This is a genomic window from Thermobifida halotolerans (assembly GCF_003574835.2).
GTDB lineage: Bacteria > Actinomycetota > Actinomycetes > Streptosporangiales > Streptosporangiaceae > Thermobifida > Thermobifida halotolerans.
Genome location: NZ_CP063196.1, coordinates 3,767,022 through 3,779,359 on the forward strand (window position 1 = coordinate 3,767,022; position 12,338 = coordinate 3,779,359).

Genomic DNA, 12,338 nt, shown 5'->3' on the forward strand with positions numbered 1-12,338 from the left:
TTTAGGAAACACAGTGGCCAAACGAATCGACGTCTCCGGACTGCACGTCTACTACGGTGACTTCCTCGCCGTCGAGGACGTCTCGATGACCATCGAACCCCGGTCGGTCACCGCTTTCATCGGCTCCTCGGGCTGCGGCAAGTCCACCTTCCTGCGCACCCTGAACCGGATGCACGAGGTCACCCCGGGCGCCCGGGTCGAGGGCAAGGTCCTCCTGGACGACCAGGACATCTACTCCGCCGACGTGGACCCGGTGGCGGTGCGCCGCGAGGTCGGCATGGTCTTCCAGCGTCCCAACCCGTTCCCGACCATGTCCATCTACGACAACGTCATCGCCGGGGCCAAGCTCAACAACCAGCGGCTGCGCAAGTCCGAGGCCGACGACCTGGTGGAGCGGTCCCTGCGCGGCGCGAACCTGTGGGAGGAGGTCAAGGACCGCCTGGACCGTCCCGGCGCGGGCCTGTCGGGCGGTCAGCAGCAGCGGCTGTGCATCGCGCGGGCCATCGCGGTGGAGCCCAGCGTGCTGCTCATGGACGAGCCCTGCTCGGCGCTGGACCCGATCTCGACGCTGGCGATCGAGGACCTGATCGCCCAGTTGAAGGAGAACTACACGATCGTCATCGTCACGCACAACATGCAGCAGGCCGCCCGGGTCAGCGACGTGACGGCGTTCTTCAACCTGGCGGGCACCGGCAAGCCCGGAAAGCTCATCGAGATGGACGAGACCAACAAGATCTTCACCAAGCCGGAGAAGAAGGAGACCGAGAACTACATCACCGGCCGCTTCGGCTGACCCGGACCTCGGCTCCGACCGCGGCCCGCCTGGGAGCAGGCGGGCCGCCAACCGCGATGGTCTCGACACCAGAGGGCGATGTTGCGCGAAGAAGGCCCCCTGGTGTCGAGACCATCGCGGTTCAGAGCACGTCACCCCGGGGGTGGGGGCGGCCCCCACGCGGTCCGCCCCTGCCCGCCGTAGCCGCTCCCGCCGCCGCGTTCCCGGCCCCGCCCCGGAGACCGCCCGCTCCCTGCTGGCCGTCGCCGACGCCCTCGCCCACCACGCCCGGCATCCGTGGCGGCCCGTCTCGGGCCAAGGACCCCCACCTCTTCTCTCCCAGGGAGCACCTGGGGCATGTGGTCGAGGTCCTGGGTCGTTGCGGTTCCGTGGGGTGAGCGGCCTCAACTCGGGGCGAGGCCGCCCGGGGGCTCTGCCGCTCAGAAGACCAGCCGCACCAGTCCGTAGACGCAGGCCGAGAGCACCGCCGTCGCGGGGACGGTCAGCAGCCAGAAGCACACGATGTTGACGAACACCCCCCAGCGCACCGCCGCCAACTTCCGGGCGGTGCCCGCGCCCACGATGGCCGAGGTGGTGGTGTGGGTGCTGGAGATCGGCGCGTACCAGACCAGCGCGGTGAAACCCATGATGATCGAGACGGCCGCCTCCACCGAGAATCCCCGGGCCGGATCGATGTGGATCATCCGGCGTCCCAGGGTGCGCATGATCCGCCACCCGCCGGTGGCGGTGCCCAGCGAGATCGCCACCGCCGAGCAGACCACCACCCAGTCCGGGAGGTGGTAGGTGTCCTGTCGCCCGACGGTGATCAGGGCCAGGACCACGATGCCCATCGTCTTCTGGGCGTCCTGGAGGCCGTTGCCCAGCGCCAGGGCCGCCGCCGACACGCTCTGGGCGAGCTTGAAGCCCCGGTTCACCGAGCGCGGGCTCGTGTGCTGGAAGAGCCACAGGATCGCCAGCATGATGAGGTAGCCGAACAGCCACCCCAGCAGTGGAGCCACCAGCATGGGGATCAGGAAGCTGGTGGCGACGCCGCCCCAGTGGACGCTCCCCGCCGAGGCCAGCGCCGCGCCGACCATCCCGCCGACGAGCGCGTGCGAGGCGGAGGAGGGCATGCCCCGGTACCAGGCGAAGAGGTTCCAGGCGACCGCGCCGCACAGCGCGGCGAACAGCACCGCGAGGCCGTCGCCTCCCTCGGTGGGGCTGATGATGTTCTGTCCGATGGTGCGGGCCACGCCTTCGCCGAGGAACGCCCCCAGCAGGTTCATCAGCACGGCCAGCAGGATCGCGATCCGGGGGGTGAGCGCCCTGGAGGCGACGGAGGTGACGATCGTGTGCGCGGCGTCGTGGAGACCGTTGGTGAACGCGAAGACCAGGGCCGCCATGACCACCGCGAGCAGCGCGGGTTCGAGGAGCACGGGGGGAGGTGTTCCTGGGGTTGGGGAGAGGGGGGCGGGGGCGGGTCAGGATTCCTTGACCGCGATGCTCTCGACGGTGTTGGCCACGTGCTCGAAGGCGTCGGCCGCGGCTTCCAACTGGTCGACGACGTCCTTGAGTTTGAGGACCGTCAGCGCGTCGTACCTGCCGCTGAACAGGTGCGCCAGCAGCCTCCGGTACACATGGTCGGCCTGGTTCTCCAACCGGTTGATCTCGACCCAGTAGCCGGACAGGTTCCGCATGGAGCGCAGCCGCGGCATGGCCTCCGCGGTCAGTTCGGCGGCGCGCTCCAGGATCCCGACCTGGTCGATGATGCCCTTCGGCAGCCGGTCCAACTGGTAGAGCCCGATGAAGTCCACGGCGGCGTCCATCGAGTCCATGACGTCGTCCAGGCTGGAGGTCAGGCGATAGATGTCCTCACGGTCGAAGGGGGTGACAAAACTCTCGTTGAGCCGGCGCATGATCGCGTGGGTGCGTTCGTCCCCCGCCTGTTCACACTCCCGCATCTTCTCTGCGATGGTCTCTCGGTCGGCGTCTTCGCTGATGAGTTCCACCAGCAGCCGCGAGGCTATGACCAGGTTGTTCGCGAAGTCCGTGAACATTTCGTAGTAGCTGTCATCGCGCGGTGTCAGGCGAAGACGCACATCTTTCTCCCATGAGTGCGGTAAGGCTCGTGGTCCTCTGGGCTGTCGGGCCCTGTCCCGCGGAAGCCCCCTGTGGGCGCGACCGCACCACACCCCCGTCTGCGACGCGGGGTGCGTCACTCGATGTTCATTTACAGCTACCTCGGCGTCCGCCAGAATGCCGACGTAGTGGAGCAAATTCATCCTAACCGTCCCACCTCTGGCGGGGAGGTGTTACGGAAAACCGACTCGCTGACTGCCTTCAGAGGTATTGTTCGTGAACAAGACACAAACCGGTAAAGAACTCCACAGGCTCCAGGAGCTTCACCGGTAGGACATCATCACGAAACACAAGATTAACGCAAGAGGCACGACTTGTTCCCTTGATCGGCCAAACTGTTGACTTGCCCATCTCTGCCCGCCGCTCCGCGGTGCGGCGATCGTTCCCCGATCGTGACCTTCACCGATGGCTGACAGACCCACCGCGGCCCAGCGCCGCCACACCGCACTGCGCTCCGCCCTCGACGAGCAGCTCTCCGCGCTCGGCGAGCCGCCCTACACCGGCCCCGACCTTCCCCCGGCGGTCCTGGAGGCCTGCGCCCGCGCGCTGCTGCGCGCACGTCGCGGCGGTCGGGAACCCCACCGCCCCGCGCTCAAGGCCGTGGTGCGCGCGACCCTCGCCGAGCTCGCCGCGCGCCATCCGGGCCAGGCGCTGGAGGTCCGCGTCCCGCCGTACGGGGCGGTGCAGTGCCTGGAGGGTCCCCGCCACACCCGCGGCACGCCGCCCGGCGTGGTCGAGACCGATCCGCTGACCTGGACCGCTCTGGCCGTGGGGGATCTCACGTGGACCGAGGCTGTCGACTCCCGCCGCGTCTCGGCCAGCGGCGTGCGCGCCGATCTGGCGCCGATGCTGCCGCTGTGGCCCCGCCCCGGCGCCCCGACCCCGGTTGGCTCCGGGCCCGGGAACAGCGACTAAGCTGAAACACGTGTCGCAACCCGACGGCCGTCTCAGCCTGGACATCGATCCCCTGGAACGCGCACCGCAGGACGCCTGCGGAGTGTTCGGAGTCTGGGCCCCCGGCGAAGAAGTAAGCAAGCTGACCTACTTCGGTCTCTACGCGCTCCAGCACCGAGGCCAGGAGTCCGCGGGCATCGCCCTCAGCGACGGTGAACGCATCGTCGTCTACAAGGACATGGGACTGGTCTCCCAGGTGTTCAACGAGGTGACCCTCGACTCCCTCAAGGGGCACCTGGCGATCGGCCACTGCCGCTACTCCACCACCGGCTCACCCGTGTGGGAGAACGCGCAACCCACCTTCTTCAGCGCGCGTGAGGGCGGGCTGGCGCTCGGCCACAACGGCAACCTCATCAACACCCCGGAACTCGCGGCGATGCTGCCCTCCGACCGCCTGACGGCGACCACGGACACCGAGGTGCTGACGAGCCTGCTGGCCGCCAACCCCGACCGCACCACCGAAGAGGCCGCCCTGGAGCTGCTGCCCAAGGTCAGGGGCGCCTTCTCGCTCGTCTTCATGGACGAGCACACCCTGTACGCCGCCCGCGACCCGCAGGGCATCCGCCCGCTGGTGCTGGGGCGGCTGAACAGCGGCTGGGCGGTCGCCAGCGAGACCGCGGCCCTCGACATCATCGGCGCCCACCTGGTGCGCGAGGTCGAACCCGGGGAGCTGCTGCTCATCAACGCCGACGGCGTGGTCTCCCGGAGGTTCGCCCCGGCCGAGCCGAAGGGCTGCCTGTTCGAGTACGTCTACCTGGCCCGTCCCGACACCACCATCGCCGGGCGCAACGTCAACAGCTCCCGCGTCGAGGTGGGCCGCCGGCTGGCCAGGCAGCATCCGGCCGACGCCGACATCGTCATCCCGGTCCCCGAGTCGGGCACCCCGGCCGCCGTGGGCTACGCCGAGGGCAGCGGCATCCCGTTCGCCCAGGGGCTGGTGAAGAACTCCTACGTGGGTCGCACCTTCATCCAGCCCAGTCAGACCCTGCGCCAGCTCGGTATCCGCCTCAAGCTGAACCCGCTGCGCGAGGTCATCGAGGGCAGACGGCTGGTCGTGGTGGACGACTCGATCGTGCGCGGCAACACCCAGCGCGCCCTGGTGCGCATGCTGCGCGAGGCGGGCGCCGCCGAGGTGCACGTGCGTATCTCCAGCCCGCCCGTCATGTGGCCCTGCTACTACGGCATCGACTTCGCCACCAAGGCCGAACTGGCCGCGGGCAACCTCTCCGTCGAGGAGATCCGCCGGTCCATCGACGCCGACTCGCTCGGCTTCATCGACCTGGACGAACTGGTCGCGGCCACCCGGGTCGAGAAGGACCGGCTGTGCCGGGCCTGCTTCGACGGCGTCTACCCGGTCGAGGTCGACGAGGACTCCCGCGGCAAGTACCTGCTGGAGAAGTCCTGCGGCGCGCCCAAGCGCAGCTAGTCCCCGTCCCGTTCCCAGCCGTCTCCCCGCGGCGCGGCGGTCACCGCGTCGCGGACCCACCCACCACGGAAGAGGTTTCTGTCGTGTCAGAGGGCGCCACCAACGCCTACGCCGCCGCCGGGGTCGACATCGCCGCCGGTGAGCGCGCGGTGGACCTGATGAAGAAGCACGTGGCGCGCACCCGCAGGCCCGAACTCGTCCCCGACGCCAGCGGCTTCTCCGGCCTGTTCCGGCTCGACACCGCCAAGTACACCGCGCCGGTGCTGGCCACCTCCACCGACGGGGTCGGCACCAAGGTCATGCTGGCCCAGGAACTGGACCGACACGACACGATCGGCATCGACCTGGTCGCGATGGTCGTCGACGATCTCGTGGTCAGCGGCGCCGAACCGCTGTTCCTGACCGACTACATCGCCTGCGGCTCGGTGGTGCCCGAGCGGATCGCCGAGATCGTCGGCGGGATCGCCGAGGGCTGCTGCCGGGCGGGGTGCACGCTGATCGGTGGGGAGACCGCCGAGCACCCCGGCGCCATGGGGCCGGACGAGTACGACCTGGCGGGCGCGGGGACCGGCATCGTGGAGGCCGACGCGGTCCTCGGTCCCGACCGGGTCCGCGCCGGCGACGTGGTCATCGCGATGGCCTCCTCGGGACCGCACTCCAACGGCTACTCGCTGATCCGGCGCATCGTCGCGCAGGCCGGACTCGACCTGCGGGCCGAGGTCCCCGAACTGGGCGGGGTGCTCGGTGAGGTCCTGCTCACGCCGACCCGGGTCTACGCCAAGGACTGCCTGGCGCTCGTCGAGTCCGTCGAGGTGCACGCGTTCGCGCACATCACCGGCGGGGGCCTGGCGGCGAACCTGGCCCGTTCGCTGCCCGACTCGGTGGACGCCGTGCTGGACCGCGCCACCTGGACCCCCGATCCGGTCTTCGGCTACCTCGCCGAGCAGGGCGGGGTCTCGCGCGAGGACATGGAGGCCACGTTCAACATGGGCGTGGGCATGGTGGCGGTCGTCGCCGCGGACTCCGCCGAGCGCGCGCTGTCGGTACTCGCGGAGCGGAACGTGCGGTCCTGGGCCGTGGGATCGGTCACACCAGGTTCCGGACGGGCGGTCCTCGTCGGAGACCACCGTTAGCAGGCATGCGAAACCGGGGCTTCTCGTCGGTGAGACAGCCCCGGGTTTCGACTCTGTTCAGATCTCTGAGTCGGCGGATCCGCCCTCGTCAGTCAGCGCCACCTGGGTGGGCCGAACCGATCGTGACGGTGTCCGACGGACGAACCTGATCTTGTACGTCCCGCACCCTCTGGTCGACGGTGGGAGACAGCGGATCAGCGACGGTCCGAGTTGGAGTCGTCGCTCGGGTACTTCTCGGCATAGTCCGCGTAGCGTTCGATCAGGTCGTCGTAAGGGTCACCGTACGTGTCGTCCGGCGAATCCGAAGACTTCGACGCACCCTCACCGACACCCAGCTCTGACCGAAGCCGATCAAGGTCCGTATTACCGGTGCTGTACTTCAACCGCCGGGCGACCTTCTGCTGCTTGGCCTTGGCTCGGCCGCGCCCCATTGGCTCGACCCCCTCAACGATTGGGTTCTCGCAAACCCCAGTTCACTAGCAAAACCGCAATGCCGGGCTGGCGGCCATCACCGCACTGACGACAGGCACCAGCTTTACGTACGGATACAACCGTACCTGGTTCAGAGCCGACCTGCCTACGCCGCCCGCGCCCAACCGGGTGTGCCGTTCCCGTCACCCCCGTGGGAGTCGGGGTTTCGGAACACAAAAACCCCGAGATCCGCTTCACGGAAACCTGAAGCATGCTCCACCCCTCCCCCTCCCGGAAGCCGACCTCGCGGTCCGGTCCCGCCCTCCGGTCGGGCGGTGGCCCTGTGACCCTGGTCTCTCCGGGGCTTCCCCACGACCCGGGGAGCGATGACCGAAAACGGCCGCCGCCCGGAACCAAAATCCCCCGTTCCCCGGCTGTTGTGTGCCACTATGCGAACGTGCTCCCCTATACCGCCTATCTCCGCCTTTACCAGCCACTCGTGGCGTTCTCCAGCCGTGAGCGGGAGTACTGGCAGGTGTACGCGAACTCGCCGCACCGCCGTGGACGGACCGAGGCGATGACGGCCGAACACGGCGAGCGCCTGGCCGTCCTGCTGTCCGACCCGCCGCTGGCCGCGCCCCTGGCGGAGAGCGGCGAGGCCTACGTGCGCCAGGTCGGCGACGAACTGTTCGTCTGCCCCTGGCAGGTCCGGCTGCGGTCCTGGATCGCCTTCTCGACGTTTCGCACCGCGACGCCGCGGCGGCTCCGCCGGGCGTTCCTGCCCGACCTGGTCGTCCAGGAGACCGAACGCGACTTCGCGCGCTGGCGTGACCGCACCGGCCGGACCCAGTCGCAGATCCTGACGAGCGCCTGGGAGGTGCCCCCGGCCTGGTTCGTGCCGTTCGACGCCGGCGGGCGGCGCCTCGCCCTGGGGCGCTCCGACGACGCGTGCTCCGGGGAGGAGCCCGTCCGCCCGCCCCACGCCGTCGGGGCGTGCCCGCGGTGCGGGCACGCCCCGACGGCTCCGGAGCACGCCCCGCCCCGCACCCTGCTCTACGTCACGGAGGTGGCCCAGGCGCGCCCCCGCCTGGCCCGGGCCATACGGCTGGTGAGCGGGTTCTTCCCGGCCGGCTCCTCGTTCCTGTACGGCCTGGAGCGCCTGGAGGACTGGATGAACGCCCTGGCGCACCCCCGCGCGCTCCTGGAGCTCGACTACGGCGGTCTGGTACACCTGCTGGACGACGCGGCGCTGCGGTCGGACCACTCGGTCGCGGAGATCCACACGGCGCTCACCGCTCTGGAGCAGGAACGCCCGGAACTGGTCACGGCGATGCGCATGCGGTTGCGGGAGCGCTGGGACGCGGTCCGCGCTCTCCGGCACGCCAACTGAGCTCCGTGGATGTTTGCCCGATCGGGCGGCGATCCCGCCGGGGCCGGGCCTTCCGCCGCCGCCCCTCGCGCCGTCGAACCTGGTCTACCAGGTTTCTTCCGATGTGTTTTCGGTTTTTGGGCGGGTAGGGGCGGGATAGGTCAGGACGAGTCACTCAGTTGGCATCAACCTTACCGAAAATGGGCATAACATCCGATAGGTAGCGTTATAGACTGTGTTGGTATCGTCACAGAGTGCACCTCGGACGCCCGGAACCCTTGCCATGCAGGGGGTTCCGCGCCGTCCAGCCGAGCCGCTGGTCACCGTCGGCTCGCGCACTGACAACCCGATCCGCACGGAGAGGGAAGGTCGGACCACTGGCCGGGACCGCGCCTCACGCCAGGGGGCGACCCGTTTAAGTCCACACCGTCCTAGCACTTTCGGTCCGCCGGATCGAGAAAAACCAGGCCCGAGAACGAAGTTTTGACCGAATACGCCACATGCCACTAAACGTGTCGCTAGAATCACTCAGCGTGACGCGCTACATGTGCGGCTTTGCGGTCCCATTTGACAAAGTCGCGTTAAGTGGTCACACAATCACCTCGGGTGATGCCAATATAGACCTCAGGGCAATATTGGACATCCGGACCAAGCGCCAGGATTGAAAGTCTCAAGGATCAGTACCAGATCCGGGAGGAGAGGCCGTACACATGTCAACTCGCACGCCCGAGGCGGAACCCCTGTTGACCCCTGCCGAGGTTGCCACCATGTTCCGCGTGGACCCCAAGACCGTCACCCGTTGGGCGAAGGCCGGCAAGCTGACCTCGATCCGCACCCTCGGTGGCCACCGCCGCTACCGGGAGACCGAGGTTCGCGCCCTCCTGGCCGGAATTCCCAGCCAGCGCAGCGAGTAGCCTCCCTCGCCCCACACGAGTTCGGCGGGACGGCGGGGGGACGCCCGACACCCGAAAGTCCCGGGGGGTGGGTACCGGTACCGGTACCCACCCCCCAGCGTGTTTCGAGGCGCGATCCGACGGTTCCGGGTTCAGGACACCACTTCGCCCTCGATGTGGTCGGTCCCGATCCGCTCCCAGTTGATGAAGCGCTCGGTCTCGCCCAGCAGCGCGGCCGCCAGCCAGACCGCGACGCCCACGTCGTCGGCCACCCCCAGGAACGGGACGAACAGTTCGGGAACGAAGTCGACGGGGGAGAGGATGTAGCCGAGAGCCGCCACGAACAGCACGATCCGCGCGGTGGACAACTCCTTGTAGTGTCCCCGCATCCGGGCACCCAGCATGCGCGGGAGCGCCCTGACGCGGGCCATGACGGACGGTTTCCCGCTCTGGGTGCTCTCGTAGATCATCTTCCAGGCGGCGGCGCCGGCAGCGGCGCGGTTGGACTTGCGCATTCTCCACCTCGACACGGGGTCACGCGCCCGGAGCCCCTCCGGGCGCCTCTTGCGATATGACGCATCGCGTCCCTCTTCTGTTCCCCGCTGTCAGCGGGCCTATGCGTGTGCGGGAGTGACACTGTCGGCACCGCCGCACCGGACACACTCCGCCACCGATGTGGCGTAAGTTGGTTGCGGTCCCACCGACCGCGACCGCCCCACCCCCAAGACCACCAGTCCCGGAGGAAGCATTCCCGCCCCCCACCCGCCCGGACCGCACCGTCCCGTTCGGCTGCTCGCGGCCTCGGTCGGGCTGCTCCTGGTCTCCGCGTGCTGGTCACCCCCGTCGGGCGCCCGCCCCGACGCCGAGGTGACCGCGACACTGCCGCTGCCCGGGCCGGGCGGCGACCCCGCGCCCGAGGCCCCGTCCGCCGTCCCCACGCCCTCCCCAACGGCGACGCTGCCCCTGGAGGGCAGGACCGTGGTCGTGGACCCCGGCCACAACGGCGGCAACGCCGACGCCCCGGAGGAGATCAGCCGACCGGTCCCGGCCGGTCCCGACACCAAGGAGTGCGACACGGTGGGCGCGCGGAGCGCCGACGGCTACCCCGAGCACGAGTTCAACTGGGAACTGTCCCTGCTCGTACGCGACCGCCTGGAAGCGGCGGGCGCGACCGTGGTCCTGACCCGCGACAGCGACGACGGCGTCGGCCCGTGCATCGACGAGCGCGCCGCGATCGGCAACGAGGCCGGGGCCGACGCGGCGGTCTCCATTCACGCCGACGGGGCCGCTCCGGACTCCCGGGGCTTCCACGTGATCGTCCCCGGCGAGGTGTCCGGCTTCACCGAGCCCATCCTGGAGCCCTCCTACGAGTTGGGCGAGGCGCTGCGTGACGAGTTCCACGCCGCGACCGACCACCCCTACTCCGACTACCTGGGTGAGGAGGGCATCGACGTGCGCACCGACCTGGGCGGGCTGAACCTGTCGACCGTCCCCAAGGTCTTCCTGGAGGTCGGCAACATGCGCAACCCCGACGACGCGGAGAGACTCCGGGACCCCGAGTGGCGCGCACTCGCCGCCGACGGCATCGCCGCGGGCCTGACCCGGTTCCTGGACTGATCCGCGCTCCCGACGACCGGGAGGACCGTGGCGGCGCACGGCACGGAGGCGCGCACGGCGGGACACTCCCGAACCCGGACGGTGTGGTACCGCTCACGCTCAGTCGGCACAATATTGCTATGCCACTGACTTCCGGTGATGTGCGCGACAAGCGGTTCAGCACCTCACGTCTGCGCCTGGGATACGTCCAGGAGGACGTCGACGCCCTGCTGCGGAGGGTGGAGGAGACCCTCAGAGCGCTCGAACAGGGCACCCGCCCCTCGAAGGTCATCACCGCCTCCGACGTGATGCGGTCCCAGTTCCGGACCACCGTGATGCGGCCGGGCTACGACGAGGAGGAGGTGGACGCCTTCCTCGACGAGGTCGCCGAGACACTGCGGGGACTGGGGTTGTACTCGCAGCAGTTGCGGGCGGGCAAGCACAGCGCCGAGTACTTCCGGCGGACCGCCGCCCCCCGCCCACGCGCGCCCGTCTCCTCCCGGATGCGTCCCGAGGACATCCGCAACAAGGGCTTCAACACCACCCGACTGCGTGTCGGCTACTCGGAGGAGGAGGTGGACGCCTTCCTCGACCGCGCCGAGGCCACCATCGCCGCGCTGGTGAACGGACAGCCGACCGAGGCCCCCCTGACCGCGTCACAGGTGCGTGAGGTGCAGTTCTCCAGTACCCGACTGCGCTCCGGTTACGTGGAGACCGAGGTGGACGCGTTCCTCGACGAGATCGCCGACGAACTGGAGCGCTACGGGCTGCACTGACCGGCCGCGTCCGGAGAGCGGCTCCCGTCAACCGGCCCGCAGGCTCGCCAGCAGCAGGTCGGCGTAGTAGCCGCCCAACTGGGCGCCGTCCAGTTCGCCGTCGGCGCGGTACCACATGCCCAGGTGGTGGATCGAGCCGAAGAAGTAGTTGACCACGATGTCCGCCGGGACCTTCTCGTGGAAGACGCCTTCGCGCATCCCCTCCTCGATCAGCGACCGGAACAGCTCGTGGTACCTGCGGCGCTCCTTGCGCACCTCGCTCTGGCGGCCCGGGGAGAGCATGTGCAGCGAGCGGAAGAAGATGACCGTGTCGTCGAGGTTGTCCACCGTGGTCTGCACGACGTCGGAAGCGGCGGCGTGCAGGCGCTCGGCGACGCCGCCCCCACCCTCGACGATCTGGACCAGCCGGCTCATCTGCATGTCCAGGACGCGCTGGTAGACCGCGAAGAGCAGGTCGTCCTTGGAGGTGAAGTAGTGGTACATCGCGCCCTTGGTGACCCCGGCCGCCTCGACCAGCTCCTGGACCGAGACCCGGTCGAAGCCGTGCTGGGCGAACAGGCGGGTGGCTTCGGCCAGGAGACGGTCCGGCACCGAGGGGGATACCGTCTTGGGCTCGGCTGGCTGCGTCATGTTCCCCTGCCTCTCGCGTTCCGCCGCGTGGTCCGCGGCGCCGTCGCTCCCCGGATGTGAACGTTCCAAGCATAGGCCACCGGGCATACCAACCAGTATGTTGCGGATCTCATCCCACCGGGACAGCGCATCCCGACGATAACGGCGACCCGGCGGTAGGCAAATTCCCGCTATCGTCGGAGCCGACGGTGTGAACCGTCCCCTCGGGACGGAAACTCCGACGCGCCCCCGAAGAGCAC

13 protein-coding genes are annotated in these 12,338 nt (G+C 69.2%); 8 read left to right on the forward strand and 5 right to left on the reverse strand.

The genetic code is table 11. The features are described from left to right. Positions 1–13: 13 nt before the first annotated feature. A complete protein-coding gene (pstB, locus tag NI17_RS16870) occupies positions 14–793 on the forward strand; it encodes a phosphate ABC transporter ATP-binding protein PstB (RefSeq protein WP_068688154.1) in 780 nt (259 codons plus the stop codon). 419 nt (positions 794–1,212) lie between these two features. Here pstB and NI17_RS16875 read toward each other — a convergent pair whose 3' ends face one another. Beyond that, positions 1,213–2,208 (reverse strand): inorganic phosphate transporter, encoded by a 996-nt coding sequence (locus tag NI17_RS16875; RefSeq protein ID WP_084012403.1) that lies wholly within the window; start codon positions 2,206–2,208, stop codon positions 1,213–1,215. Between the two features lie 45 nt (positions 2,209–2,253). Further along, the gene (locus NI17_RS16880; RefSeq protein ID WP_068688153.1) at positions 2,254–2,871 is read right to left on the reverse strand and encodes a DUF47 domain-containing protein; all 618 of its coding nucleotides are present in this window, start codon (positions 2,869–2,871) and stop codon (positions 2,254–2,256) included. A gap of 445 nt (positions 2,872–3,316) precedes the next feature. Between NI17_RS16880 and NI17_RS16885 the strand changes: the two genes are divergently transcribed. From NI17_RS16885 to purM, 3 genes are all read left to right on the forward strand, one after another. Continuing rightward, complete coding sequence (locus NI17_RS16885) at positions 3,317–3,826, forward strand: sterol carrier family protein (protein WP_068688152.1); 510 nt, start codon at positions 3,317–3,319, stop codon at positions 3,824–3,826. 10 nt (positions 3,827–3,836) lie between these two features. Then, a complete protein-coding gene (gene purF, locus NI17_RS16890) occupies positions 3,837–5,291 on the forward strand; it encodes an amidophosphoribosyltransferase (protein WP_068688151.1) in 1,455 nt (484 codons plus the stop codon). Positions 5,292–5,374: 83 nt separating this feature from the next. Continuing rightward, on the forward strand, positions 5,375–6,424 hold the full coding sequence (gene purM, locus NI17_RS16895; RefSeq protein ID WP_068688150.1) for a phosphoribosylformylglycinamidine cyclo-ligase: 1,050 nt from the start codon (positions 5,375–5,377) through the stop codon (positions 6,422–6,424). Between the two features lie 194 nt (positions 6,425–6,618). Here the strand turns inward: purM and NI17_RS16900 are convergent, their stop codons facing one another. Next, positions 6,619–6,855 carry a DUF3073 domain-containing protein gene (locus NI17_RS16900; RefSeq protein ID WP_068688149.1) on the reverse strand — a complete coding sequence of 79 codons (237 nt, stop codon included), beginning with the start codon at positions 6,853–6,855 and terminating at the stop codon, positions 6,619–6,621. Between the two features lie 437 nt (positions 6,856–7,292). Between NI17_RS16900 and NI17_RS16905 the strand changes: the two genes are divergently transcribed. Both NI17_RS16905 and bldC read left to right on the forward strand, forming a co-directional pair. After that, positions 7,293–8,225, forward strand: coding sequence for a DUF8083 family protein (locus NI17_RS16905; protein ID WP_170163066.1), 933 nt, complete (start codon positions 7,293–7,295; stop codon positions 8,223–8,225). Between the two features lie 689 nt (positions 8,226–8,914). Beyond that, entirely contained in the window at positions 8,915–9,118 is a 204-nt protein-coding gene (gene bldC, locus NI17_RS16910) for a developmental transcriptional regulator BldC (RefSeq protein WP_011293174.1), read from the forward strand. Between the two features lie 131 nt (positions 9,119–9,249). Here bldC and NI17_RS16915 read toward each other — a convergent pair whose 3' ends face one another. Beyond that, positions 9,250–9,612 carry a YkvA family protein gene (locus NI17_RS16915; RefSeq protein ID WP_068688148.1) on the reverse strand — a complete coding sequence of 121 codons (363 nt, stop codon included), beginning with the start codon at positions 9,610–9,612 and terminating at the stop codon, positions 9,250–9,252. 232 nt (positions 9,613–9,844) lie between these two features. Between NI17_RS16915 and NI17_RS16920 the strand changes: the two genes are divergently transcribed. Next, positions 9,845–10,714, forward strand: coding sequence for an N-acetylmuramoyl-L-alanine amidase (locus NI17_RS16920; RefSeq protein ID WP_068688147.1), 870 nt, complete (start codon positions 9,845–9,847; stop codon positions 10,712–10,714). 119 nt (positions 10,715–10,833) lie between these two features. After that, complete coding sequence (locus NI17_RS16925) at positions 10,834–11,469, forward strand: DivIVA domain-containing protein (protein WP_068688146.1); 636 nt, start codon at positions 10,834–10,836, stop codon at positions 11,467–11,469. Between the two features lie 27 nt (positions 11,470–11,496). Here the strand turns inward: NI17_RS16925 and NI17_RS16930 are convergent, their stop codons facing one another. Further along, positions 11,497–12,099: a TetR/AcrR family transcriptional regulator gene (locus tag NI17_RS16930; protein ID WP_068688145.1), complete on the reverse strand. Its 603-nt coding sequence runs from the start codon at positions 12,097–12,099 to the stop codon at positions 11,497–11,499. Positions 12,100–12,338 lie beyond the last annotated feature (239 nt).

Excerpts from the sequence above, each read along its gene's own strand:
- NI17_RS16885 (WP_068688152.1), top strand. The coding sequence starts at position 3,317 with ATGGCTGACAGACCCACCGCGGCCCAGCGCCGCCACACCGCACTGCGC.
- NI17_RS16900 (WP_068688149.1), bottom strand. The coding sequence starts at position 6,855 with ATGGGGCGCGGCCGAGCCAAGGCCAAGCAGCAGAAGGTCGCCCGGCGG.
- bldC (WP_011293174.1), top strand. The coding sequence starts at position 8,915 with ATGTCAACTCGCACGCCCGAGGCGGAACCCCTGTTGACCCCTGCCGAG.
- NI17_RS16915 (WP_068688148.1), bottom strand. The coding sequence starts at position 9,612 with ATGCGCAAGTCCAACCGCGCCGCTGCCGGCGCCGCCGCCTGGAAGATG.
- NI17_RS16925 (WP_068688146.1), top strand. The coding sequence starts at position 10,834 with ATGCCACTGACTTCCGGTGATGTGCGCGACAAGCGGTTCAGCACCTCA.
- NI17_RS16930 (WP_068688145.1), bottom strand. The coding sequence starts at position 12,099 with ATGACGCAGCCAGCCGAGCCCAAGACGGTATCCCCCTCGGTGCCGGAC.